General features: G+C 48.0%; 20 protein-coding genes. 8 read left to right on the forward strand and 12 right to left on the reverse strand.

Going from position 1 to position 26,815, the window contains the following annotated elements; genetic code table 11:
- Positions 1-70: 70 nt before the first annotated feature.
- Positions 71-2,692 (reverse strand): CHASE2 domain-containing protein, encoded by a 2,622-nt coding sequence (locus DESPODRAFT_RS04880; RefSeq protein ID WP_004071793.1) that lies wholly within the window; start codon positions 2,690-2,692, stop codon positions 71-73.
- 20 nt (positions 2,693-2,712) lie between these two features.
- Entirely contained in the window at positions 2,713-4,377 is a 1,665-nt protein-coding gene (locus DESPODRAFT_RS04885; protein WP_004071794.1) for a FecR domain-containing protein, read from the reverse strand.
- Positions 4,378-4,688: 311 nt separating this feature from the next.
- Between DESPODRAFT_RS04885 and DESPODRAFT_RS19875 the strand changes: the two genes are divergently transcribed.
- The 8 genes from DESPODRAFT_RS19875 to DESPODRAFT_RS04925 all read left to right on the forward strand — a co-directional run bounded on the left by DESPODRAFT_RS19875 (position 4,689) and on the right by DESPODRAFT_RS04925 (position 12,310).
- Positions 4,689-4,829, forward strand: coding sequence for a hypothetical protein (locus tag DESPODRAFT_RS19875; RefSeq protein ID WP_004071795.1), 141 nt, complete (start codon positions 4,689-4,691; stop codon positions 4,827-4,829).
- Between the two features lie 290 nt (positions 4,830-5,119).
- Positions 5,120-7,090, forward strand: coding sequence for a methyl-accepting chemotaxis protein (locus DESPODRAFT_RS04895; RefSeq protein WP_004071796.1), 1,971 nt, complete (start codon positions 5,120-5,122; stop codon positions 7,088-7,090).
- 26 nt (positions 7,091-7,116) lie between these two features.
- A complete protein-coding gene (locus DESPODRAFT_RS04900) occupies positions 7,117-7,437 on the forward strand; it encodes an Hpt domain-containing protein (RefSeq protein ID WP_004071797.1) in 321 nt (106 codons plus the stop codon).
- Position 7,438: 1 nt separating this feature from the next.
- On the forward strand, positions 7,439-8,554 hold the full coding sequence (locus DESPODRAFT_RS04905) for a PP2C family protein-serine/threonine phosphatase (RefSeq protein WP_004071798.1): 1,116 nt from the start codon (positions 7,439-7,441) through the stop codon (positions 8,552-8,554).
- Positions 8,554-8,997, forward strand: a complete 444-nt coding sequence (locus DESPODRAFT_RS04910; RefSeq protein ID WP_157488411.1) for an ATP-binding protein — start codon at positions 8,554-8,556, stop codon at positions 8,995-8,997. Before DESPODRAFT_RS04905 ends, DESPODRAFT_RS04910 begins: the two co-directional genes overlap by 1 nt.
- 108 nt (positions 8,998-9,105) lie before the next feature.
- On the forward strand, positions 9,106-9,753 hold the full coding sequence (phoU, locus tag DESPODRAFT_RS04915; RefSeq protein WP_004071800.1) for a phosphate signaling complex protein PhoU: 648 nt from the start codon (positions 9,106-9,108) through the stop codon (positions 9,751-9,753).
- A gap of 32 nt (positions 9,754-9,785) precedes the next feature.
- A complete protein-coding gene (locus DESPODRAFT_RS04920) occupies positions 9,786-10,475 on the forward strand; it encodes a response regulator (protein ID WP_004071801.1) in 690 nt (229 codons plus the stop codon).
- Between the two features lie 5 nt (positions 10,476-10,480).
- Positions 10,481-12,310: a sensor histidine kinase gene (locus DESPODRAFT_RS04925; protein WP_004071802.1), complete on the forward strand. Its 1,830-nt coding sequence runs from the start codon at positions 10,481-10,483 to the stop codon at positions 12,308-12,310.
- Between the two features lie 55 nt (positions 12,311-12,365).
- Here the strand turns inward: DESPODRAFT_RS04925 and DESPODRAFT_RS20525 are convergent, their stop codons facing one another.
- The 10 genes from DESPODRAFT_RS20525 to DESPODRAFT_RS04975 form a co-directional block, all read right to left on the reverse strand.
- The gene (locus DESPODRAFT_RS20525; protein WP_040015851.1) at positions 12,366-12,557 is read right to left on the reverse strand and encodes a virulence RhuM family protein; all 192 of its coding nucleotides are present in this window, start codon (positions 12,555-12,557) and stop codon (positions 12,366-12,368) included.
- Complete coding sequence (locus tag DESPODRAFT_RS04935) at positions 12,554-13,144, reverse strand: plasmid pRiA4b ORF-3 family protein (protein ID WP_004071803.1); 591 nt, start codon at positions 13,142-13,144, stop codon at positions 12,554-12,556. The genes DESPODRAFT_RS20525 and DESPODRAFT_RS04935 overlap by 4 nt, the downstream gene beginning before the upstream one ends.
- Positions 13,145-13,297: 153 nt before the next feature.
- Positions 13,298-16,549 carry an AAA family ATPase gene (locus DESPODRAFT_RS04940; RefSeq protein ID WP_004071805.1) on the reverse strand — a complete coding sequence of 1,084 codons (3,252 nt, stop codon included), beginning with the start codon at positions 16,547-16,549 and terminating at the stop codon, positions 13,298-13,300.
- Complete coding sequence (locus DESPODRAFT_RS04945) at positions 16,546-16,923, reverse strand: four helix bundle protein (RefSeq protein ID WP_004071806.1); 378 nt, start codon at positions 16,921-16,923, stop codon at positions 16,546-16,548. The genes DESPODRAFT_RS04940 and DESPODRAFT_RS04945 overlap by 4 nt, the downstream gene beginning before the upstream one ends.
- Before the next feature lie 31 nt (positions 16,924-16,954).
- Positions 16,955-18,247, reverse strand: coding sequence for an exonuclease SbcCD subunit D C-terminal domain-containing protein (locus DESPODRAFT_RS04950; RefSeq protein ID WP_004071807.1), 1,293 nt, complete (start codon positions 18,245-18,247; stop codon positions 16,955-16,957).
- Between the two features lie 133 nt (positions 18,248-18,380).
- Positions 18,381-20,096: an ATP-dependent nuclease gene (locus DESPODRAFT_RS04955; RefSeq protein WP_004071808.1), complete on the reverse strand. Its 1,716-nt coding sequence runs from the start codon at positions 20,094-20,096 to the stop codon at positions 18,381-18,383.
- An 88-nt stretch (positions 20,097-20,184) separates the two neighbouring features.
- Entirely contained in the window at positions 20,185-23,172 is a 2,988-nt protein-coding gene (locus DESPODRAFT_RS04960; protein ID WP_004071809.1) for a type III restriction-modification system endonuclease, read from the reverse strand.
- 82 nt (positions 23,173-23,254) lie between these two features.
- Entirely contained in the window at positions 23,255-23,608 is a 354-nt protein-coding gene (locus DESPODRAFT_RS04965) for a virulence RhuM family protein (RefSeq protein ID WP_004071811.1), read from the reverse strand.
- Positions 23,595-24,890 carry a PDDEXK nuclease domain-containing protein gene (locus DESPODRAFT_RS04970; RefSeq protein WP_004071812.1) on the reverse strand — a complete coding sequence of 432 codons (1,296 nt, stop codon included), beginning with the start codon at positions 24,888-24,890 and terminating at the stop codon, positions 23,595-23,597. Before DESPODRAFT_RS04970 ends, DESPODRAFT_RS04965 begins: the two co-directional genes overlap by 14 nt.
- Positions 24,890-26,812: a site-specific DNA-methyltransferase gene (locus DESPODRAFT_RS04975; protein ID WP_004071813.1), complete on the reverse strand. Its 1,923-nt coding sequence runs from the start codon at positions 26,810-26,812 to the stop codon at positions 24,890-24,892. Before DESPODRAFT_RS04975 ends, DESPODRAFT_RS04970 begins: the two co-directional genes overlap by 1 nt.
- Between the last annotated feature and the right edge of the window lie 3 nt (positions 26,813-26,815).

The following is a 26,815-nucleotide window of genomic DNA, read 5'->3' on the forward strand; positions in this document are numbered from 1 at the left end:
GAAGTTGATTTTAAAAATAAAGAACTCAAAGACGAAGCAGGGGGCGGTTTATCTCCCAAACAGTCAAATTTTAAATAAGCTGTCCCTGATGCCCTCTGATGGCCTTCTGGATTGCCTTTGACAGCTGCGTAACGAAAAAAGGCTTGTTAATAACAACGCTGATGCCGGCCTGATTGGCTGCTTCCTCTGTCATGGCGTAGTTGTAACCAGTGCACAGGACAATGGGGATATCCTTTCGAACCCTGCGCAACTTTTCGGCCAGAAGTATCCCTGTCATCTTTTTCATGTGCAGGTCGGTAATGACCGCATCAAAAAACTCAGGCCGGTTCTGGAAATCCTTCAAGGCCTGTTCCGGACAAGTGGTTGCTTCAACTTCATACCCCAGGCCCGTTAAAAGCTCTCGGCCTGTTTCCACAAGTTCTTCCTGGTCATCCACCAGCAGCAGCCGTCCCAGAGCCTGTTGCCCTTTACCCTGCTCGTCCGCAAGACTGCTCGTCTCAATCTGTTCTGCCTGGGGCAGGTAGACATGGAAACAGGTCCCCTTGTTTTCACTGGAGTCAAACCGGATGCTGCCCCCGTGATTCTTCACGATGCCGTGGGTGGTGGCAAGGCCTAAACCCGTGCCAGAACCTTTTTCCTTGGTAGTAAAATAAGGCTCAAAAACGCGGCCCCGGATTTTTTCCGGGATACCCGGCCCTGTGTCTGCAACACTGATCTGCACATATTTTCCCGGCAAAAGTTCAAGGTCTGGGACAAGGGTCTGCCTGTCCACCTCAATGCCCTTTACCGTCACGGTTATTTTTCCGGGCTGATTTCCCATGGCTTGAAAGGCATTGGTGCACAGATTCAGCAGTATTTGATAGATTTGGCTCGGATCTCCTGTGACCATCTCATTTCCTCCGGGATCGGCTGTCAGGGTTATGGTCGGCGGCAGGGTAGATTTGAGCAGCTGGATGACTTCCTTGACAATGGGGCCAACCATCAGTGGGGCGCGCTCTTTAGGGGATTTGCGGCTGAAGCTCAGGATCTGGGAAATCAGCTCTGCTGAGCGGCTACATGCCTTGAGTACCTTTTCGAGATACTCGGCGGCCTTATTGTTATCCTGGATCTCATCTTTGGCCAGCTGGGTGTACCCCATGATGGCCGAAAGAATATTGTTGAAATCGTGGGCAATACCGCCGGCCAGGGCACCGATGGCATCCATTTTTTCGGACTGGCTCAACTGTTCCTGCATGGCTGTCTGCTGCTGCCGCAGCCGGGTGCTTTCAGTGATGTTTCGCACCACATGGACGCTGCCGGCGGACGATCCATCCTTTCCCTGACGAGAAAATTGTTGAATCTCAAAGTATTGGTCGAGCTTTGGATCAAAGATCTGGGCATGTCCGGGATTTTCTGTCTGCCCATGCCGTTCCAGCACCTCCATCGCCCCGGAAGAGGCCGCCCTATTGAACAATACAGGCTGTCCAAGTTTGTCTTTGATGATAATGGCATCGTCAATGGCGTCAAAGGAGGTCTGCCAGTCCTGCCGGGCCTGAGCAAGCCTTTGCCCCATGATCTCCAGATGAACGATATGACCAAATATCTGCGCCCCTGCAACACCAGCCCAAAAAATCCCGGGGGGCACCCAGAAATGAAAAAAGGATAATAGAACGAAGGCCCCACCTGTCACTCCGATGAAAAGAGCGGCTCCCGTCATCAGCGCCCGGCTGCCCGATCGCTTTGACATCCACAGAAGCGTGACAAGAAAAAAAAGGGCCCCAAGGGTCCTGTGCCGGATCGGGCCCATGGTTCGAATGTATGAGCGGTCCAGGATATTACCCAATATGGTTGCCTGCAGTTCCACCCCGGCCATGCGGTTCCTGTTCTGGCTGAAACAGCTCAGGTGATCCTGATCCACCCCGGCGGCAGTAAGGCCCAGCACCAGGATTTTGTTTTTAAAATAATCCTGTGGATACCGATTTTCCAGGATGTCGGAAAATGAAATGCTGGGAAAAGTGCCCGGCGGACCGTAATAGTTGATCCTCCTTTTCTGTGTCTGGAGAATACTATACAAAGGCGCGCCATTCAGGCCATGGCTATCGACACTTTTCAGTTGGTTCGGTGTCGCCGATTCGTCTTCTGTCATGAATTTGTAAAGTGAAGAAGCTGCAGAAGGCAACTCTTTTCCGTCAAGGATGAGGGTGTGGCATATCTCTCTGACCACCCCGTCCATTCCCGGCTCAATGTGGACATGGCCCACGGGCGGATGTCCCAAAGAGGAAGCGGGCAGCACAAGATGCCCGCTTCGGTTCACGTAGGCCGCCAGAATCATATGAGGAAACCGGGCCAGTGCCTCTTTGAACAGCTTGTCGCCCATGGCAGGTTCAGCAAAAATAATGTCTGAAAGAATACCCAGAGCCTCTTTTGTCTGTTCAAGGAAAGGGGCGTAGTACTTCCTTTCAATGGGCCATCGTCCCAGGGTTTCAAGGCTTTTTTCGTCAATCGCCGCGATCAGAATCTGTTGTGGCGGATCAGTGGTTCCCCTGAGCCTGAAAAAAAAATCATAGGTGTAATCGTCTATGCCGTTGAAAAAACCCATGACATCCAAAAGGCCCGCCACAACCAGGAAAATAAGGCCCAGGGCAAGACAGCGGCGGCCAAACAAAGGTTCCTCCCCCGGCAGAATATCTCCTTGAAAATTTTTCGCGCCCATGGACTACATCCGCAATGGTTCTATAAAATAATTATCAATGCGCCGATTACCCATGTTACAATCGCTCCTACATCTGCATAGGGAAAAGTTTTTATTTCAAAGGCCTGGGCCGGAGTAAACCGCCCTTCATACCCGTCCGGATCAACGGCCCTGACCCGGACATAATAAGTGCCTCCCTTTTTGGGCCTGTCAAAACGGACATCGGATACATTGGTTGTTTTCTCAAGCAGAACTTCTTTGAATAGCGGATCCTTGGCCATTTGAAACAGGTAGGTCATATCGGGTCCCATCTCCTGCCACCTGATAGTGATGGTCTTCTTGTCCACAGCCGGCGCCATGCCCTCGGGTGCCTTTGGCGGTTCAACAACGCTAAAGGAGATTGCGTCCGACCATAACCCTTTGAAATCATCTTCGGCAATGGCGCAAACCCTTAAATAATAAACGCCATATTCTTCAAGAACAATGGATTGGCGGGTGCCGGTGATACCCTCAATATTCCTGTATAAATTTTTGAAATCCGATTCTTTTGACACCTGGACGCTGTAGGAGGCGGCATCTCCCACCTTCAGCCATTCCACTTCCACCCGTTTTGTTTTCAATTCTTCGCCGTTAACAGGACGTTGAACAAAAGGCGGAAAAGGATTGGTTCGGACCTTGAAACCTTGAGGCGCTAAAGGAATACCTTCAAGTCCTGCCGGACTCATGCTCAAAGTCTGGCAGTAATAATTGCCGTCCGGCAGCATGATCTTTGGCACAGGATCACCCTTTTGCACTACAACCTCTTTGACGACATCCTTCATTTCAGGATCTTTTGCGACAATTACTCTTGCCGCCACAGCCTTTTGGGGCATGGCAAGGGAAAAGTCTATCGGCACACTTTGGTACAAAGGGCGCAGCCCCTCAAGGGCCGGCGGCGGCAAAAGCGTTTGGGGCGTATTCGGCTGTTTTCCCTTTTCCACCCAGGTCCCCTGGCCCGAATCCAGCATTACCTCTTTTCCGGTTCCTGCAACGCCGACCATACCGTCCAGCACCTCTGTCCGTGTTGTTTTATCATTGTCCACAGACACCCTGAACTGGGTTCCCCTGGCTGCGGAAACCGCAGATGGGGTATGAATTTCAAACCGGGACTCCCCGCCTGTACTCTTTTGTATATGCATCATTGTCCGTCCGGCAGGCACAAAAAGCCTGCGGATCATAAAATAGGGCTGCCGCTGCCTTGCGGTCCTGATGCTGACCCGGGTCTCAGGCCTGAGAAAAAAAGCGCTGCCGTCCTCAAATGTGATTTCCACTGCACTTTCTTTCCCGGTTTCAATCTGAGCACCCTGGCCCACCACATCTGCCTTTTTCAAAACAGATCTGGCCTCGGTACCCTCCGGGCAGGCCCAGACATCACCTTTGATAAATGTGACAACCCCTTCCATGGGAATCCCTTTGAGCAGTTTGACCGGAATTTTTATACGCTGCCCTGGATATATCAGGTTGAAATTTTTAAGCTGATTGAAGTTTGAAATTCTTTTCCAGTCATGGGGATTCTCAAGCCAGGTCTTGCTGATATTGACCAGATTGTCTTTTTTGGCGACGGTGATGGTGACGATTTTTTCATCTAAGATTTCAGCAGAAAGAAATGGGGTAAAAAAAAGAAAAACAAAAAATAGAATCGCCGGATATTTTATTTTATGTCTCATATGTCTCATGGCTTTGCTATTTAAAAAAAAAGAAAGAAAGAAAAAGAAGAAAAAGAAGAAGAAGAAGTTGATTGACAATAGAATTTAAATATCACCTGATACCCGTTTTGTCAACCCGGTAATTTTTTTTGTCCCGCAGTAGGCAAAGCCATTTAACTGAAGTGTTCGGTAAAGACCAGAGAATCTGAAAAACGTATGTCTACTTGAGTTTTCGTTAACAAAAAAAAGATGAAAAAATACTTTGGCATACTTTCTGCTGATTTTGTAGTTGGTATATATAAAAATTGATAGGAAAAAAGGGATATCCAAGGATGAAAATAATATTACATGCGAGCGAAAACGATGAACTCAGGAGGAGGTTGAAAACTCGAATTGAGGATGCATTGCCGGAAGGTGAGCTTGTTTTGACAGACGCCAGGCTGCATCTGATCAATTGGTCCAATATCAAATGAATGCAGCCTATAAACGGCTTTCAAGCATGATTTTTTTTGTTACAGGGAATTTCAATCCTTCAAACTATATGTTATCTTGTAAAAAATTAAAATTTATTGGCTTTGCACCGTTTCCCCCATATTTTAGTTTCTTGGAAACAAGAAAGTCATAGATATATATAACACACTGTTTTAAAAGTCTAAGTTTAAAATTTTATCCGCTGGCATGACCTTTGCTGTAGTTATTATGAACTGCATGCATTTAAAATGATAAAAATCAAGAGAGACTTACAAAGGAGGAAATAATAGAAATGACATTAAAAACAAAATTAATCGTTGGTGGTGTGGTGGCGGCAATCCTGCCACTGGTCGTTGTGGGGGTATTTTCGATCATCAAATCTTCCACCGCACTGGTCGGTATTGCCGAGGGACAGGCCAAGCTTACCGCCCAAAATCTTGCAACCATGGTGGACCTTTCGATGAAACAGGAAGTCGGGAAAGCCGAGGCCATGGCATCGGAATCCTCTATCCGGGAAATAGCCAAAGGATCTGGAAATGAAGAGGCGTTGACCGCTGCAGAGACCTATTTGGCAGCAGTTTATAAAAAGATTGGAGAAAATTATGTGTTCTTTTTTGTTACCGATTCATCCGGCCAGGTGATCGCTGACAGTGATTATGGCAAATACAGGCGGGAAAATATGAATTTGGCAGACAGGGACTATTTCCAGGCTGCCAAATCGGGCAAAAGTGTCATAAGTGAGCCTCTTATTTCAAAGGCAAGCGGGCTGAACATCTTTGTGGTTGCCGTTCCGTTGCAGGACAACTCCGGTTCATTTGCCGGGATTCTGGGTGTGTCTGTAAAACTTTCCGTTCTGTCTGAAGAGATTACACAGGTGAAAATTGGAGAAACCGGCTATCCTTTTATGCTGGCTAAAGACGGTGTTTTTATCGCTCACCCTGTAAAGGATTATATTTTCAAACTCAATGTGTCCAAGCTTGACGGCATGGAGGAGATTGCCAGAAGATCACTGGCCCAGGAAGCAGGCGTTGAAAAATATCGTTTTAAAGGCACTGACAAGATCGCCGGTTTCGCACCCGTACCTGCCACAGGCTGGAGTCTTGTGGTCACCCAGGATGAATCGGAGTTTTTAGCCTCTGTGGTCTCTATCCGGAATATGGTTCTTGCTGCCGGCGGCATCTTTCTGGTTTTGACCGTACTGGCTGTACTGTGGTTTGTTAAAGGCATTATGGCGCTGCTGGGCCATGATCCGTCTGAAATTGCCAATGTGGCCAACCAGATCGCTGCAGGAGACTTGACCTATCAATTCCCAACGACCGGCAAACCGCTCACCGGGGTGTATGCCAGTATGCAGCAGATGACAACCAATTTGAAAAATATGTTTAATGACATTTCCCAGGGTATTCAGACACTGACATCTTCTTCCACGGAGCTGTCTGCGGTGTCCCAGCAGATGACCTCCGGGGCCGAGCGGTCATCCCAAAAGGCCAATAACGTTGCTTCGGCCGCAGAAGAGATGGCAACGGCGATGAACAGTGTCGCCGCCGCCACAGAGCAGACAAGTGCCAACCTTCAGATGATTGTCGCCGCAGCAGAAGAAATGTCCGCAACGATCAATGAAATCGCATCAAATACAGCCAAGGGAAGCCAGACCACGACCCAGGCGGTTGAAAAAGCCGAACACATTTCCCAGAGAGTGGATGCGTTAGGCAGGGCTGCTGCTGAGATCAGCAAAGTGACGGAAGCCATAGCCGATATCTCCGAACAGACCAATCTTCTGGCACTGAATGCAACCATCGAGGCCGCAAGGGCCGGCGAGGCGGGCAAAGGGTTCGCTGTGGTGGCTGGTGAAATCAAGGAACTTGCAAAGCAGACGGCCCGGGCGACTGAAGAAATCGGGTTGAAAATTGGTGAGGTTCAGACAAGCACCACGGAATCTGTTGAGGCGATAAAAGCAATCGTTGAAATTATAGACGATATTAATTCCATTGTTTCATCAGTTGCCACGGCCATAGAAGAGCAGTCTGCGACAACCCAGGAAATTTCCAATAATGTCAGTCAGGCAGCCACCGGTGTTCAGGAGGTCAATGAAAACGTCAACCAGACCTCCACCGTAGCTGCACAGGTCACCGCAGATGTCCATCAGGTGAGCCAGTCTGCTGACGAGATCACAGCCGGAAGCATGCAGATCAATGAGAGTGCTTTGGAATTATCTAAACTATCGGAAAGTCTTAATGAGATGGTCAGCCGGTTTAAGCTGTAATTATTAGAAACAATTAGGGTAATTTCATGAATTTTCGGAATATTGAGTCTTTCCTAAGCATTGATACCGATGAAGCCGAAAAGCTGGGTCGCCTTCTGGCGGGTATCCTGACATCTGATCTGGAAAAAATCCGTCGGGGTATCCGCGAGAATGATCCGGAATCCATTCGTTTTGTGGCACATTCCATAAAGGGCGCCTCCGGGAATCTGGGATTTGAAAGTCTTTCTCAGCTGGCAGCGGTTATGGAGACCCGTACCCGGGCGGGCCGGCTTGACGGTTTGGAGGATCTGCTTTTGGAAATGCAGCACCTTTTAGAAAAGCTTGAAGAGAGTCTGTCAGGCAAGTGATATGGTCGACGCATATTCCATACTTGTGATTGATGACAATTTGTTGAATCTGAAGCTCATTGAGAAAGTCCTGACCAAGGAGGGGTATAATACCCTTTTGTCGGATAATGGACCTGATGCCAGGCGTATAGCTGCGCAAGAACATCCGGATCTTATCCTGCTGGACATTGAAATGCCGGATGAAGACGGATTTGAAGTTATTCGGAAGCTTAAAAATGATCCGGCCACCGTCACCATCCCCGTGCTTTTTTTAACGGGTGTGTCCGAAGTGGATGTCAAGCTCAAGGGTTTTGAACTTGGGGCCGTGGATTATATCGTCAAGCCCTTTCATCCCGAAGAGGTCCTGGCCCGGGTGCGTATTCACCTTAAACTTTCCATTGCCACCAACTCCCTGGTGCATGAACAGGCCAGAAAGCTGCGCCAGATAACCCAAGCCCAGAATGCCTTGCTGCCCAGGCCCGAAGATTTTCCCAATGCCGGATTCAGTGTTTTCTACCGGCCCCTGGAAGAGGCGGGCGGAGATTTTTATGATATTTTAAATATTTCAAATCAGATCACCGGGTATTTTTTGGCGGATTCCTCGGGACATGATATTGAAATCTCCTACACCACTGCATCTGTCAAGGCGCTTCTGGCCCAGAACTGCACCCCGCTATATTCGCCCTGTGAGAGCATGAAAATGATCAATGACGTGCTTGTGGAAATTCTGCCGGAAGACAAATATCTCACCGCATGCTACATGCACCTCAATCGCGGCACCAGGATCATGACCCTGGTGAATGCAGGCCATCCCCCTGTGATTTACATGCCCAAGGGTAAAAAACCTTTTTTTATCAAAGTTCCGGGAGATATCCTGGGCATGTTCACCGATGCTGCCTTTGGTATCAAAAGATTTTCAGTTAATGAAGGGGACCGGTTTTTTCTTTATTCAGATGGCATGGTGGAATCCAAAGAAAAGAAAATATCATGGGTTGCAGGGGTGCAACGGCTTTTATCCGTTTTTGAGGGGGTGGGGCAGATTAACCTTTCCCTTCTCCCAAACACACTCATTTCCCGGATTTTTAACGGCTATCCCATGCCCGAGGATGATATTGTTCTTTTATGCATTGAGGTGTGATGATGCCTGATATCCTGGGTTTTTATGAAATCAAAGAGGAGAAAGATCGTCTCTTCATACGGTTTTCCTCCACCATGGAACATATTGATACGGCCTGTGCCGCAGTCCTTCTTTTTCTTAGATCCAAGGGACCAAAGTTTTTCCCCCATTTGTTTGCCGTCAATTTAGGTATGCGCGAAGCCATGGCAAATGCCGTGCGTCATGGCAATAAATACGATTTGGATAAACTTGTCTCCATGGAACTGGACATAAGCGGGGACGAATGGCTTCGTATGAAGATTTCCGACCAGGGGCCGGGTTTTGAATGGGTGCAAGTCCAGGACCAGGTACTCCCTGATGAAGCTGACCACGGCAGGGGCATGCGTATCATGCAAACCTATTTTGACCGTTTCAGTTATAACAAAAAGGGCAATACCCTCTATCTTGAAAAACATATTTTTTAATAAAATTAATTCCTCGTTAATACAATTCTAACGAAATTCTAATGATTTCAGGGTAAAAAACTAACATTGATTATCCGTGAAACTTTTTTAAAAATATGAAGGACGTTTATGACAAACCAGCTTACCCGGGCCATGCACAAAATCAAAAACGAGATTCTATCTCTTGGTGCCATGGTCGAAGATCGGTTCAAAAAAGCCATATATGCCGTCAAGACAAAAGATCTTGGGCAGGCCATTGAGATCATTGAAACCGATTACCTGGTGGATGCCCAGGAGATTGAGGTCGAAGAGGAATGCGTGAAAACCCTTGCCCTGTATCATCCTGTGGCAACGGATCTAAGGCTGATTACCGCCGTGATCAAAATCAACAATGACCTTGAGCGTATTGCCGACTATGCCGTGAACATTGCCCGGCGTTTTAAGACAAGCGGCCAAAGTTCAAATTCCTTTCAATATGACTACACGGCCATGGCCGAACAGGCGGCAAAAATGCTTAAATTCAGTCTGGATGCCCTTGTCAGCCTGGATAGAGATCTGGCATATAAAGTCCGGGAAATGGATGAGCAGGTCAATACCATGCGAAATGAAGCCTACAGTGTCATGAAAGATGCCATACGCAAGAATCCGGAACAGGTTGAGGAAATTATTAATATGTATCTGATTTCAAGGCATATTGAACGGGTGGGCGATCACACTAAAAATATCGCAGAGGAGGTCATTTACCTGATAGAAGGTGAGATTATCCGTCATTCCTGAATTCTAATAAAAAAATAACACGGAAATAAAAAATGTCCAAAGAGACCATATTGATTGTTGATGATGAGGAAGACATTCTTGAATTGATAAAATTCAATCTCAAGGGCGAGGGGTACAATATACTTCAAGCCATGACCGGGGAAGAGGCCATTAAAATTGCCAAACAGTCCGGCCCGGATCTCATGGTGCTGGATCTTATGCTGCCCGGAATTGACGGGCTTGAAGTTACCAGGTATATGAAAAACAACAATACCACCATGCATATTCCCATTGTGATGCTCACGGCAAAGGGCGAGGAGTCCGATATCGTGGCCGGTCTGGAACTCGGGGCCAATGATTACATATCCAAGCCTTTCAGTCCAAGGGAGCTTACGGCACGGATTCGCGCCATCCTGCGCCGACGCCGGGAGAACGGCGGTGAAGCGCCGGTCCGTGTCCGTCAGGAAGGGGATATGGTCATTGACCGGGCCAAACACCAGGTCACCATTGAAGGTAAAATTATTGAACTGACCTTGTCCGAGTTTGAACTGCTCTCCTTTCTGGCGGAGAAAAAAGGCTGGGTGTTTACCCGGGGGCAGATTGTGGATGCCATCCACGGTGAAAATTATGCAGTGACAGAGCGCAGTATTGATGTGATTATCGTGGGGCTGCGTAAAAAACTGGGTGCCTATTCATCGTGTATTGAAACTGTTCGGGGTGTGGGATATCGGTTTAAGGAATAGACTTCATGCACCGTAAAAAAACAAAGCTCATTTGGCGGGTTTTTCCATCATTTCTGGTTATTATTCTTTTGTCCCTGACCGTTGAAGCCTGGTATTCAACCAGCTATTTTAAAAATTTTTTTCTTGAAACCGCCCAGCGCGAACTCGTGGTCAGGGCCTCTTTGTTGCAGGACCGGTTTGCACAAGCCCTGTATGTGGATGGCTTGTCGCCACAGAATATTGATGCCCTGTGCAAAACTTTGGGAGAAAAAATTCAAACCCGCATTACGGTGATTCTGCATTCAGGGGAGGTGATCGGTGACTCCTTTGCCAGGGTGGAAACTATGGAAAATCACAGGAAACGGCCTGAGATTCAGGAGGCGCTTTCCGGTGGAAAGAGTGTGGCCGTACGCTACAGTGACACCCTTGATAAAAACATGATGTATATTGCCCTTCCCATTGTTTACAACCGGTCTGACCCCGCTGTGATCCGGACGGCTGTCTCACTTTCAGGTATTGATGCCGAGGTTGAGGCCATGCGCAATTCAATTGTCCTGGTTCTGCTTTTGACCACCATGGCCGCGGCCCTGGCAAGCCTGTATGTTTCAAGACGCATCACTAATCCCGTGGAGCAGATGCGTCAAGAGGCCCAGGCGTTTTCCATGGGTAACCTGACCCATCGATTGTCCTATCCCGATACCGAAGAACTGGCTCAACTGGCCGAGGCTATGAATTTTATGGCCTCAGAACTTAATAAAAAGATCATAGATACCAGAAACCACAGTCAAGAACTTGAAGCGGTTCACGCCAGTATGCAGGAGGGCGTAATCGCCATTAACGCTCAGGAGCAGATCATTACCATCAATAAGGCTGCTGCCAAAATATTTGACTTCTCTCCGGAGATTCTCAAAACAAAGCATGTGCTTGAGGTTGCCAGAAATTATGACCTGCAGGTATTCATTAAAAAGGCCCTTGCCACCAGTGAACCTGTGGAAGATGATATCGTGATTGACAGAGGCGAGCGAATGGTGCTCAATATCCATTCCACGGCTTTGTACGACACCCAGGACAAGCGCATGGGCACCCTGATCATTTTTCGTGACATCACCCGGATCCGGTTGCTTGAAACCATGCACAAGGATTTTGCGGCAAATGTTTCCCACGAATTAAAAACGCCTTTGACCGCGATCAAAGGCTTCATTGAGATCATTTTGGAGATGATGCCGGACAACGGCGGCACCTTATCCCAGGATTCCGTGGCCCAGTATGGCAGGTTTCTGGGGATCATCGAAAAAAACGTCAACCGGATGGTCAGCCTGATTGATGACCTTCTGGCTCTGGCAAGACTGGAGCGCCTTAAAGGGACCGATGTTCAGTTTGAGGCCCATCCCCTGGCCGGCCTGATCCAAAAGGCTGTTGGGTTTTGCGCGGACAGGGCCCAGGCCCGGAGCGTAACCGTGGACGTTCACTGCCCGGAAGGCGTTGCCGCCATGGTGGACCCCACGCTCATGGAGCAGGCTGTGTTTAATCTGGTGGACAATGCCGTAAAGTACAGCAGTGACGGAACAAGTGTCAGCATTCATGCAGAACAAAAAGGCCACGATATAGAAATCCAGGTCAAAGATACGGGGCCTGGCATTGATCAAGAGCATCTGCCGAAAATATTCAATCGATTTTACCGGGTGGATAAGGGCAGAAGCCGGGACCAGGGCGGTACAGGACTGGGGTTGGCCATTGTTAAGCATATTGTCCAGTACCACAACGGCCGTATTGAGGTGGAAAGTCGGCGGGGGAAGGGGACATGCTTCACCATCACCATTCCCGGGGCTACAGAAAAGCACATGGTCTCAGGGTAATGGCATGTAACTGTCCTGCCGTTTAATGCCAATATCCAATTATTCATACGGATTATTAATAATAGTCCGGGCGTTGAATTCGGTATTTTTCAAATTCGCTTTCGGCGTGGGCCTTGGCTATTTCCGCCGTTACCCTTCCAGCGTCCTGCAGGATTTCCCGGTCGGTGGATTGAGCAGTCACATCATAATCAATGGATGTCTCTTTTTTTCCAGCTTTTTGACGTTGCTTGTTTTTATCCCTCTTCATTCAACGCCGCCCCAGTTTTGATACCTGTCCCGGGACCAACGGAGGTATTTCATCAATTCCCAATTGATAGAATCGGAATCAAACCGCTCACTGTCGTAATCGCCGCCGGACCATTCCATGTAACCTTCGTGTTCTTCATGGCTCGGGTCCTTCAGGGCGTTGCAGAATTCAAAGTAGCCGGGTACGCCGCCCACATCTTCAGGAGGGCATGCCTGTTCGCCTTCAAGACAGACCAGCTCCGTTCTGAGTTCCGGATTGAAATAACGGCTTTCCTCCAGAACAAGTTCATGCTCCCAGCTGTCCCCGAAATCATACAGATAACCAAAGGTGCGGCCTTTCTGTTTGATCAGATCTCCAAGACGGTATCTGCCGCAGACCAGCCCGTCTTCTTTCGATTCCGGGTATTCCGTGTATCGTTTCTTACCGATGGTGAATTCGTGCAGATGGCTGTCGGTCCAACCCATGACAATCTGGATAACATCGTGCAGCCGGTCCAGTGTAATGCTGGCGGGCACCACAAAACGACGCCAGATTGCCGGTTCGATATCAAGCAGTTGTATTTTCAGCAAATAAAATCGTTTGTTCATTTCTTCACCTCATATTTTGATTAGAATCTTGGTTTTCGGCCATGGGCCTCATCAAAATGGACTGCAAGATTCAACAAGGCATCTGCAAGGGCGTGCGGCCCCAGATCGATCAGTTTTTGTTTGCGGTAATCAGTCATTTGCTTGTCCTCTAATTCATATTCCAACCCTTGTACAGCCCGGGCCGGACATTGAGCTGCGGCCGCCGGATACAGGTGTGATGTTTATCCGGGTGCTGATTCTTTCTTTCAGTGCAGATACATGGGAGATGATTCCGATTAGCTTGGCGTCCTGCTGAAGTCCGGATAATGTTTCCAGTGCGGTCTCCAGAGCCTCTTCATCCAAGGTGCCGAAGCCTTCATCCAGAAACAGGGAATCCACCCGGACTTTTCGGCTGGCCATTTGAGATAGCCCCAGCGCCAGCGTCAGGCTGACAATAAAGCTTTCACCGCCGGACAGGTTCTTGGTCGAGCGGATTTCACCGGCCTGATAGTTGTCGACGACGTTCAGCTCCAGTGGCTGCTGTTCATCACGGATCAGCAGATAGCGATCGGTCATTTTTTCCAGCTGCCGGTTGGCATGGGATACCATCAGTTCGAAAGTCAGCCCCTGAGCAAAGTTCCGGTACTTTTTCCCGTCGGCTGAACCGATGAGTCCATGCAGCTTCTCCCAGCGTGCGCACTCTTTCTTTTGGGCGTCGATGGCGGACTGCTTTTGTTTTATCCGCTCTTTGGCGGCTGTATTTTCACTTAAGCGGTATTTGAGACCGGCAAGGGCATCGCGGAGTGTTTTCAGGGATTCTTCATCCGCCTTGAACTGCGGTGCAAGCTCCCCAAGCGTCTTGTCAGTAAGCTTTTTGGCGGTCTCCGTGGCCAGACGAGTTTCCCGGTCTTTCTGTTTCGCGTTGAGCTCTGTCCCCGCATCATCCAGCGCCTTTGCCCGGGAGGCTAAGGATTCCTGTTTTTCATAAGGCAGTCTGGCTTCGAGGAAGGATTTCTCATCTGCAAAGCCTGCCGGAATCAGAGCCGCTGAAAAGTCGGTTTCCGCTTTTTTCAGTTCAGGTGCTCTCTGCTCAATGCGCCTCTTCAGGGAGTCAACATGGGTCTTCGCCGTAGTCAGCTTCTGCTGCCGCTCGGTGTTCAGGTCTCTGGCTTTCTTCTCGGCATTTTCAGCGTCGGTAATGGCTTTGTTCAGTCGACCTTCTTCATCATCAGGCTTTTTGTCGCCATACAATTTCTTCCGCTCATCTGTTCCGTCGGTCAGTTCTTTTTTCAGCCGTTCCAGATTTTCCTGCTTTTCAGTCAGAGCCTTAACCTGCGTATTAATCACGGCATCAAGACGCTTCAGTTCGCTGTCGATGTCAGCAATCTGTTTTTCGATGTCGGTCTTTAGCTTTGCCTGTTCCTGCCATGCCTTCAGTCTTGATTTGAGGGATTTGAGCAGTGCCTCGACCTCTGACTCAGGAATTTCCGTGATACCAAGTGGCTGGAGTTTCCCGGAAACAGCCAGCTTCATTTCATCAAAGCCGGTCCGAAGCTTCGCGAGGATTTCCTTCAGTGCCGTGAGCGTTTTTTCTGCGGCCTTCTTATCATTGGCGGCATCGGTTTGCAGCTTCTCGCCGTCATTCAGGTTTTTACGGGCAGTGGTTTCTGCCTGTTCCAGTTTTTTGATAGCCGCTTCCTGTTCGTCTGCCGTGTCGATCAACTTGGTCAGCGGTCCTATCTTTTGCTCGATTTCATCGGGAACCGGAACATTGCCCTTTGCAAACGGATGTTCGGTTGAGCCGCAGAGTGGGCACGGTTTGCCGTCTTGAAGCTTGGACCGGTGATCTTCAAGCTCCTCGATTTTCTTGATAAAAGCCATCTCACGAAGGAGGGTCTCCTTCTCGGTGCGATATTCCCGGAGCAGTTTGTCACCCAGCAATTCGCTCAGGGCATCCTTGCCTTGCTGTAGCTTTTTACCGGTGGTCGCAAGCGCCTGTTTTTTGAGGGAACACTGCCTGGCGGCTTTCTCCAGTTTCTTTGCGGCATTTGCTACGGCCGTATCGGCTTTTTTGAGATCGGTTTCTTTCTGTGTGATCTCCTGTTGTCTGGTGAACAGGTTAACAAACTGTTCTTCAATACCGGCCAGTCCACTGATCAACCATTCATCCCGGGCATTTTCTTTGAGGTACAGCTCTGCAGCTTCAAGTGTTTTCTCTGCGGCAGTCCGTTTTTCCTGTTCCTTCACTCGGGTCTGCTTTTCGGCCCCAATCTTTGCGGCTTCCTTGGTGCAGGCATCAGCACCTTCCGATACAGTCTTTGTCTGTTCGGCAATTTTTTGATCCAGTGACCGGATTTTCTGGATCAACGGGGCAGCCGTTTTGAGATCCTCTTTGGATTTAAGGGTGATTTGTTCGGTAGCCTTAAGCGCCTCAGCTTGTGTGTTTGCCGATGTTTCAAGTTCTGGAAGTGCGGCTTCAGCCGTTTTCAAGGCGGTCTGATCGTCAGCCTGCTGCTTGCGCAGGGATGTTACGCTCACGTATGTTCCGTCCAGTGATGCGGCTTTAACGGCCTGTTCAAGTTTGGCCCGTTCCGTTTTAAACGCCTCAGTATCGGCCTCCAGTTTGGTGGCTTCATCCGTAAGGCTGAGGATCTCCTTTTTCAGGTTATCAATGGTGGTCAGCCATGTGATGGCTTTGCCGGTTTCGGTAGCTTTTCCGGTAAGCTCAGTCTCCTGTTTCTGCTTAGCCGCAAGGTCATCCTGAATTTCCTTTTCCTGTTCCGGCTCCAGAATCACGATGCCGGATGTTTCTGCGTTCAGGAGGTTCAGCTTTTCCCGCTCGTCACGTTGACGCTCATGGACCCGGCGTGAAATTTCCGAATAGATTTCGGTGCCGGTGATCTGCTCGAGTATCTTGGATTTCTGTTCAACGTCAGCTTTCAGGAAGGTATCAAACCCGCCTTGTGCCAGCAGAATGGAGCGGGTGAAACGGTCAAAGTCCATCCCGGTTTTTTCTTCAATGAGCCCACCCACAAGGCTCTTCTTGGTTTCGATGAGCTTTTCCGTAACATCGTCCGCAATCTGGTGTTCTTGATCCTGCAGGTTGCCTTCAGCCTTTTTCCGTGCCCGGCGCTGTTCCCAGTGACAGCGGAACCGGCCGGCCTGGGATTCAAACAGCACCTCGGCGTAGCATTCACCGGTCTGGCGAGACATAATCTCATTTCCACTCTTGGTGATTTTTCCAAGGCGGGGCGTGGCGCCATACAGGGCCAGACAGATGGCATCAAGAATGGTCGACTTGCCCGCACCGGTTGGACCGGTCAGGGCAAAGATACCGTTGGACACATATTCGGGATCAGTGAAGTCTATGACCCATTCACCGTAGAGGGAGTTGAGGTTCTTAAATCGCAGTTCAAGGATTTTCATGATTTTTGAACTCTGATTTTAGATTTTTGATTCTGCTGCGAAGTTTTGATTGAGGAAACGAATATAGCCGTCAGTTCATCGGCTTCTTTGAGTAAAGGTTGCACCTTGGATTCGGGCAGCAGGTTACCTTCAATAATTAGCTCAAGCCGGAAACAGGTTTCGTCTGCTTCTTCCGCCACAATACCAAGTTTTGAAATAAATTCAGCCTTTGATCTTCCCCGGCAAGCTGCTCGGTAGTTGGCACCCACAGAAGTCCCTGATCGGATAATTTGCCTCCCAATGGCAATTGCAGACGTTGTCTTAGGCAGGGCATCAACCAAGTTCATGATCCTTAGTGCAAATTGCTTAGTGCGATCCTTAAGCTCCTGTTCCATAAATCAGCATTCCTAAATCAAAATTCAAAAATCAAAATTCATTCACGTCTTCTTCATGGAGAGACTTGATTATTTCGTTGTAGGAGACCGTCAGTTCCTCCCGGTCTTCATCCGGCACCTCAAAGGCATCCAGACAGCGGGTGAAAACATCCCCGGCATCCAGATCATCAAGGGTTTCATCTTCAGCGACAGTACTGATCACCCGGTCCATGCCGCGCCGGTTTTTAATCCGCCTGATTTCCATGGCAGAGTCGGCCATCGCCTCGTCGAGCATCTTGCGCAGGTTGCCGATGATGTCGCTGCCGGTGTATTCAATCTCAAGCCAGGCAGCGCTTTCTCTCTTTTTGAGCGCCTCCAGTTTTGTATGGATATCATCCAGAGACCCGACAATGCGGACCAGCTCCTGAAAACAAGGCACAGGAAGTTCCTGGATTTTTGGCGTGGTACTGTTGAACTCTATGAGTACGACCTTTTTTTTCTGAGTCGCTTCGCCGTAGCCCATCGGGATGGGCGAACCACAGTAGCGGATGTGCTCCGCGCTGCCGACCGCCTGGGGAACATGCAAATGCCCGAGGGCGAGGTAATCGATTGCCGAGGGGAAAACTTCCGCACCGACATGGGCCAGCGACCCCACATACAGCTCTCGGACACCATCACCGTCAACCGTCTTACCACCTGCCGTGAACAGGTGGCCCATGGCAACGATGGGAATCTGGGATTGCGGATTTTTGATTGCGGATTGCCGAATTATTTCCTCGCGTTTGCGCTCGGCGATTTTAACCACTTCGGCATAGTGTGCCTTGATCCCTTCGACCAGTTTCCGATTCTTATCATCAATCGTCTCACCGGGTTCAACAGTACGCACATCCTTATCTCTCAGGTACGGAATCGCACAAATGATTGCAGATTTTTCAAGGTTGATTGCATTGCCTTCACAATCCGCATTCCGCAATCCAAAATCTAAAATCGGAATGACCTCATCCTCCAATACATCGGTCATGGAGCCGACCACATAGACATTCAGCGCTCGAAGCAGTTCCTTTGGTGCATTCAGAAATGACGGCGAATCGTGATTTCCGGCAATGACCACAACATGACGGCAGCAGGATGCCGCAACCCGGCACAGGAAGCGATAGTAGAGCTCCTGTGCCCGGTTGCTGGGGGTGCTGGTATCAAACAGATCACCGGCAACCAGCAGCGCATCGACCTTTTCATCTTCAATGGTCTGAGCCAGCCAATCCAGAAACGCTGAAAACTCCTCATAACGCTTCCTGCCGTAAAGGGACCGGCCTAAATGCCAGTCTGATGTGTGAAGGATTTTCATTGAGCCTCCATTTCTAACCACGAAAAACACGAAAAGGGTTGGAACCACGAATGAACACGAATGGACACGAATAATTGAACCACGGAAGGACATGAAAGCGTCTTATACATGTTAAATATCTTTTGAGATTTCGTTAGTCATTAGATCTTTTTTCATCAGCAAAACATGATTCAACCTTCGCACAGAAATCACCTATTTTTGCCTCGTCAATTTGATTCTCAGAATAACAATAAAGAAGGTGTTGAGGTTTCCTGTGAGGCGAGCCGGGGGGAGTGACGCCAAGAAATGTTTCAAGATCTTTTGTAAGCGGAACAATATTCTTCGTAAAATCACTATTTTTGGAATCGGCAATTAATAGATTTAGCTCCTCATGCTCATTTTTGTTTTCATCATCGTCATGCAACACCGAATGGTGAACACCGAGTGCACTGAGCAGATTCATAAAACGATGGATGTTGTATTTTCCTAAGCAGTCCAAAATGTAGATACCTTGCGGCAAGGTCAGCTTTTCATCATCAAGCAAACGATTTATTAACGCTGTTTCACTTGGACCTTCAACTAACAAAACATTCTGCGCAAAGAACATCCCTGCACGATCCGGATTAAGCCAGAGAAAATATTTCACGGCTTCCATCTCGGGCTTTAGATCTGCTTCCTGCATAGTTTTTTTTACTTTCGCATATTTATCAGCGACCTGTGCAATGGCCCGGTTGGCATCAACAATGGTGTCCCACTTTTCTTGATCGACCTGAAAAGTGTTGATGACGCCGGCTTCTCTTCGGGTTCGAATTATTGTGGGTATCCTGCCTACATTGCGGCTTACAAAATGAGCGGAATGTGTGGAGCAAACGATCTGCCAGTCCTCTGCTTCACTGACTCTAATGAGATTTCTGGCAAGGTCATCCTGTTGAGGAGGATGGAGAAACGCTTCCGGTTCTTCAAAAAGAACGAGATTGAGAGAGGGAGTAAAATCTTTTGTTTTCTTGGAAGCTTTCTGAGGCACATACTTTGCACCTAACTGAATCAATGAATAGATGAAATGGCGTTGAAATCCCGATCCAAAGTATTCAACACCTTGTGACTTTTCGTGATAGTCGTCTCGGATATCCCAGCCAAGCATTGATTTGATAATCTCTGCTGTGGATGGTGTAGAAAACTTCAGATTAAACTTAGTTTGCCAAGGCGAGAGCAAACTATTCAGGTCACCCTCAAAGCTCGATAAAGACCGGTTGTCTTCCGTTTTAATTGCACGAACACTGTCTGCAAAGGTGGTGACGCTATCCGTTAATGACTTATACGCTTCGCTGCCCTCGACTACATCCGCCATGATGTTTGTAATGAGGTCACGCAAAGCCGAAGGGCAACTTAGTTTTGTGTGCTCATCAACTTTGCTGATGGCAGGGATATAGATTAAATCGCCAAACTTACCACTGGAAACATTCTTTGCTCCATAAAAGGGTTCGTTTGATAATGTTCCATCAGATTTATACCCAAGAATTGATCCAGCAGCATTTTTACCATCATGCAATTTCTCTTTTGTCAGGAAAGATTTCCTGACTTTCAGGGTCATTTCAGGCGTTTGGTACTCCTCTTTTAATGAACTTTGTTCCCCATCAATTAGCCCAAACGTCAATTCAACCCATGATTCTTCGTCAGTTGATCCCTTAAGAGGAAAGTCGCTGTCTTTTTTAAATTTGAATCCGTCCTTTTCGTAAAATGCCCGAATACAGTCAATAACGGAGCTTTTTCCGCCATTGTTCGCACCAACCAATAAGGCATAGTCATGAAAATTCATAGACGCATCAATGATGCCCCGAAAATTATGGATTGTGACGTGTTTTAATTTCATCAGATAAAACCCTTTCGTGTGCTTCGTGCTTTTCGTGGTTCTAAAAGATATTGGTGTCCATTCGTGTTCATTCGTGGTTCCCTTTAAATTAAACGTACTTCCCTGAAAAATCCTCAAATGCATTGGTAACGGCGAACTCAACCTCTTTGCCCAGAGCTTTGAAGTGTTCCTTGCCGCATGCGATCTTGGCTTTTTCAGTTGGGCGTAACGCATCGGTGAATAAGGTGCCTTTGGTTTCAACAACAAAGTAAAGCTTCTCTTTGCCATCCACATCAATCAATACGGCCCAGTCCGGGTTATAGGTGCCCAGCGGGGTGTCGATTTTAAACCAGTCCGGGAGCTTGGCGTAGAGCTTGATGTCATCGCTGCGTTCAAAGGCGGTGGCAAACTCCAGCTCTATATCGGAATCGTAGACCACATGGTCAAAGACCGATTTCCGGCTTTCAACCATGTTCTTCTGCAGGTAGCCAAACAGCTCGTTGTCGCTTAACAGCTCCTGAGCGTAAAAATGTTCATCACCGATCTTGTGGTATTTAATTCCGTCCACCACAAAGAGACGCATCTGGTGCTGGATGATGGTTGATACCTGTTCGATGAATTTTTGCGGGTTGTTTTTGAATGACTCAAGGCGGCCACTGTCGTTGATAATCCTAACGATTGTCCGGCGGGTCAGGTTGGTTTCGTTCTGGAGATAAGTAATCAGATCCGGCAGCTCAAAAGATCGTGACTCGTAGACGCTGGCTGTTTCCTGAACCTGTTCCGCGTGAACGCCTCCCCGGTCAATTTCAGCCTTGGCCTTTCGATAAATAAACCTGGCTTTGCCCACCTGCAGATTGGCTTTGATCTCTTCAGCGCATTTAGAGGCAAGTGCCTCCACATCAAAACTCACTCTGAATGTGGTCTTGTATTTGATTCGGTCCCATAGTTCTTTGAACTCCGGGCTTAAAAATACGGCCTTATTCAGCGACACCTTCTTCTTGTCGTCACGGTTCTTGATATTGAGATTGCCGGAAACTTTCTTCAGCACCGCAGCAATTTGAGGTGCGTGTTCTTTGAATTCCTCGGGCAGTTCCAACTCACCTCTTTTCAGTGCTGTTTTCAATAAATCCTGAACCTTGCCTTTGGTGTCAATATATCCGGTGGTTTTCAGGTGATCCCACAGTTTTTTGGAGGCATCGACACCCAGATATTCGTTGTTGTAGTCGTCAATCGGAACAACGATGTTGGCAAACAGGTGCTCTTCAACCACGCCGAATTTAATGCCTTCTTCCTGCTCAATCTCTTTCTGGAGCTGTTCGGCAAACTTCTCATAGGATTCATTGGCCATAACCGTAAGGGTATTCACTTCAAACCCGTGAACCCGCTCACCATCCTGATTGACGCATATACGCAGACCCCGGCCGATTTCCTGCCGTTTCTTGATAACTGAATTGGTTTCGTTGAGCGTACAGATCTGGAATACGTTGGGGTTGTCCCAGCCTTCTTTCAGCGCGGAGTGGGAGAAGATGAACTTAAGTTTTGAGTCAAAGCTGAGAAGTTTCTCCTTCTCTTTCATGATCAGGTTGTAGGCGCTCTCATCCGCTGCAGTGTTACCGGAGGCATCCTTCAACATCTCGTTACCAGTAGCGTCTTTCTTTTTATCGACGGCAAAATACCCGTTATGCACACCGGCGGCCACCGTATCCAAATCGGCCCCTTCAAAGAGCGTGTTGTATTTAGGTTTGCGGATTGCCCGGGCATACTCCTCTTCAAACATCAGAGCGAATTTGCCCTTTTGCGGATTGCCGTCTTCATCGTACCAGCGGTAGTTGGCAACCCTGTCGATAAAAAACAGGCTGAGGACTTTGATGCCCTGAGGCCGCAGGCGCATTTCTTTATCCAGATGTTCCTCAATGGTCTTGCGGATCTGCAGGCGCTTGTATTCATCCGGGTCGACTTCGCCGATGGCCTGACCCAGTTTCAGGATCTCCGGGTTGCTGGTGAAGCTGATGTATTCATTGCCTTTTTCGCAATAGATATCCTCGATGATGTAGCCATCATAGATGTCACGACCACCACTTTTTTCGAGTAAGTCATCTCCGCTTTGTACGGTAATTTCTTTTCTCTTGATTGAACCTTTGCTTTGAAAGTCGATCTCTATTTTAGCGGTGATCGGGCTCTTCTTGTTGCTTACGCTCAGAAGCTTTATATAGGCTTTGTTGTGGCCGTCTTTGACTTCAACTCCGGCAACTTCAATCTGTTTAACCAGCTTTTGCTCATAGGCATCAACGGAATCCAGTTTGTAGAGCATGTGATGCTTGTCGATATGAGTGGCGGAGTAACGCAGCGTGCAGAGCGGATTGAGTGAGCGAATAGCCTCTTTACTCTTTGACGTGGTATCCACGCTCTGCGGCTCATCCACAATGACAATCGGGTTGGTTTCCTGAATGTATTCAATCGGCTTAGCCCCGGTCATCCGGTCATGGGACCGGTGGATAATATTCGCCTTATTTTCTTTTTCCGGATCAGTGAAGCTTTTTCGGAAGGCATCGATATTGATCACCATGATCTGGATATCCGGACTGGTGGCAAAGTTTCTTACGTCGGAAAGCCTGCTGGAGTCATAGACGAACGCATCGAAAGTCACATTGTCATAGAGCTCTTTAAAGTGCTCGGCGGTAATCTCTAATGACTTGGCAACGCCTTCCTTGATGGCGATGGACGGCACCACAATGATGAACTTGGTGAAGCCGTAGAGCCGGTTCATTTCAAAGATGGCGCGCAGATAGACATAGGTCTTTCCGGTTCCGGTCTCCATCTCCACGGTAAAATCCATGGAGTCCATTTTCTCGGAGGGGGCCAGCCCGTTCTGCAGCTGTATCTTGCGGATGTTTTTGTGGATGTCCTCAGGCAGAAGTTTTAAGCGGTTTCCAATACCCAGATTGTTTTCCATGCCGGGAATGAGCTGCTGGGTCGTGTATTGCAGCGGAGCCACGGTAAAGTTGGTCTGGCATATCTCCTGACCTTCAAACACTCCGGCAACGGATTCTATAGCCTGTTTCTGGAAGTCCAGATTCGGGTCAAATTTAATTTTCATGCGGTACCTCCATTTTTAACCACAGAAAACACAGAAAAGGTTGGAACCACGAATAGACACGAATGAACACCAATAGCTTTATTCATGGTCGCCTCCTTTTTTCTTTGAGGCTTCGATCTGTTTTATGGCTTTGTCGAAGTCGGATTCGATGCGCTGGGTTTTGTTGAACTGTTTCCAAAATGGAAACAGTTGCATCCTTCGACAATTCACCATCTTGATAAATGTTGTCCAAATGCTTCGAAATAGCTGGAATACCTACTCCAAACAACTCGGCGATACGCTTCTGCGGCAGCCAGATGGTCTCGTCGTGTAGAATGCACTCCACCTTCACAGCTCCATCGGGGGCCGTATAAAGCAGGAAGTCCGTCAACTCATCCTTTGTCGTCAACCGCCGTTCTTCCGTGTTTTCAGCGGATTCGTGTTTATTCGTGTTCATTCGTGGTTCCTCCTTGATCCTGAACTGCCGGGGAATCCTCGTGAGTTGCTTCCCATTCTGCCTGAGCCTCTTCGAGTTGTTTTTTTAAAGCCTCTTTATCGGGAAGATAAAGCTGGTAGGCGGAAGCGTGGATGTTGGCGTCCTTTGGTAAGGTCAGTTCAACCAAACGATCATCTTTTGAATGGCAAAGCAGAATACCGACAGTCGGTTTTTCATCCTCCAGTTTTACATAACGGTCGAAGTAGTTGACATACATCTGCATCTGTCCAAGATCCTGATGGGTGAGACGATCACGTTTTAAATCGATAATCACATAACAGCGAAGTAGCCGATTGTAGAAAACCAGATCGACATAAAAGTGGTCATCGTCAAAGGTGAATCGTTTTTGCCGCGCCTCAAAGAGGAATCCTTTGCCCAGTTCAAGCAAGAAATGTTCGATTTTATCAATGATTGCCGTCTCAAGATCATGCTCTGAATATTCTGGTTTTTCCTGCAAACCCAGAAATTCCAGAACATACGGGCTTTTCAAAACATCTGATGGCTTGGCCACTAATTGACCTTTTTGAGCAAGTTCTTTTACACCCGCTTTATCACGGCTCAATGCCAGACGTTCGTATAGGCTGGAGTTGATTTGACGCTTCAGCTCCCGAATACCCCAGGCATCCTCAATGGCTTCCAGCTCATAAAACCGACGTTCATCCACAGAGTCAATCGTCAGTAAAACCACATAGTGCGACCAGCTTAACGAAAACCTGGCAGACAGCGTCTGCCAAAAGTTCAGGATATCGGTAGTCGCTCCGATCTCTGATGCCAGCATTGTTTGTGCGTCGGTTAAGGGAGATGAAATACACCGTTCTATCAGGACTTTTGATTGATTTTGAGATTCGGCAGGCAGTGTCTGCCAAATCTTTTCATACCCTTCATAAAACTGACGAAACTGATCTAACGACCTTCTGGAGAAGCCCTTCCCAAATTTCTCTGTCAACTGTTTGGCGAGCTTAGGCATGAGTGTTTTTCCATAGAGTTCTTTTCTCGATGCACCTGCCCTTTCAAACTCCACGATATACCAGCCAAACAGCCAGTTCCGAACCACCAGCGCAATATCTACAGACTTTGCCGCCTGCGTCTGCATGGCGGTCTGCGTCTGCTCAAACAGCCCAATCAAACTATCAAAACCCACTTCCGTGTTTTCCGCAGTGCCCGCCATAGCCTTTGGCGACGGCTGGGTGTATTCCGTGGTTGCTTTCTTCTTTCGTGTCTTTTCGTGTTTTTCGTGGTTCATCACAAGCTCCTTACATCGACAATGCCGGCCTGTTTGAGGATCTGAACCGCATTGGTTTTGACCACGTCATCTTTGAAGCCGGAGTCCTTGAATACCACCCGCATGATTTCAGGATTCAGCTCATCCTTTAACTCGGCAATGCCTTCGACCACTTCAAGGGAGATGGCATCCGACAGGCAGATGATCAGCGCTCCCATACCGATAGAGTAAACCAATTGAGAATTGACAGTTGATAATTGAGAATGATGTTCATCTTTCATTATCAATTTTCCATTGTCCATTATCCATTCATCAATAGGCAGGGTCAGGTCGAGGCCATACTTGAGCAGGACCTCGTAAAGAACATCTTCTTCACGGCGGTCGGTTTTGATATTGGAAATATAATCTTCGAGAGTGCGCTCAGTTAGATCAAAGTCGACTTCCCAAGGTTTGATATTGGTGGCGTCGAGTTTGAATACCTTGAAGCCAAGGTCACCTTCGTACTCAGGGTTCTCTTCCTTGATCTTGGCCCCAGCCCGGCGGATGCGTTCTTTGCTGATTTCCGCAATAGTTTTATAGCCAGCCTTGAAGGCTTCTGATTTCTCATCGCAGACTTCAGGTAATTGCACCAAAATGTATTTGAAAGAAGTTTCATTGCATGCGTTATGATTAACAACTGCATGTCCAGTTGTAGCGGAACCAGCAAAAAAATCTAACACAATATCACTTGAGGAAAGATTAGATATCTGAATGATTCTATCTAATAATCGAACTGGTTTAGGCCCATCAAAGTATCCTTTGTCATCAAATAGTTTTTTTACTTCTTGGCGACCCTCTTGATTGTGGCCTACTTCCTGATGAAACCATATTGTATTGGGCCTTAATCCATCTTGAACTTCAGACAAGAATGTCTTCAGTCGAGGAATACCTGACCCATCTTTCCCAAACCATATCCTATTGTCTTCGACCAGTTCACTAAACCTGTCTCTATTTACGCCCCAGAATCTACCGTCTGGCGGCAGACATTTTCTGCCACTCGGTGTGGTGATTTCATATATCAGCTTTTCTGTGCCAGATTTTGCGGATAAAACCACTGATGTCCAAGGGCCACGATGGTCATCGTCTGGATTGGTATAGCCATCAGGTATTTCATCTCCCCTTGGTAGTAACTTGAGCTCCCATGAATCGCCATTGTTGTTTAGCTTTGTTCGTTTTGCGTAGCACAATATATGGTCATGCATCGTCGAAAAATATGATGCGTCATTGGCTCGTGAGAATTTTTTCTGCCATATCAGGTCGGCGATAAAATTTTCTTCGCCAAAAACTTCATCACAAATTTTTATTAAGTTTGAAGCTTCAGAATCATCGATACTGATAAAAATCACCCCATCATCCTTCAGCAGGTTTCGGGCAAGCTTCAGACGTGGATACATCATATTCAACCAGTCGGTATGATAACGCCCACTGGTTTCGGGGTTGTTCGAGAGGTTGCGGCCCTCACCATCCACCTGACCGGTGATCTCTTTATAGTTTTTAATGTTGTCCTTGAAGTTGTCTTTATAAACAAAATCCTTGCCGGTGTTGTATGGCGGATCGATATAGATCATCTTCATTTTTTTGTGATAGCTCTTCTGCAGGAGCTTGAGCACTTCAAGGTTGTCGCCTTCAATGAAAATATTCTGGGTGGTGTCCCAATCCACCGACTCTTCCTTGCAGGGGCGCAAGGTTCCTGTGCTTGGTGTCTGGGCGATCATCCGGGCCTTGCTTTTGCCGTTCCAAGTGAAGCTGTAGCGTTCATCCCGGTCATCCACAAACGTGCCGAGCACTTCCTTCAGGGCGTCGAAGTCCACCTTGCCTTCGGTGAAGGCTTCCGGGAACAGCTCCTTGAGTTTGCCAACGTTTTCGGCCACGATGTCCATTGTTTTACCATCCATTTTTTCCATGAT

This window comes from Desulfobacter postgatei 2ac9, assembly GCF_000233695.2.
GTDB classification, from domain to species: domain Bacteria; phylum Desulfobacterota; class Desulfobacteria; order Desulfobacterales; family Desulfobacteraceae; genus Desulfobacter; species Desulfobacter postgatei.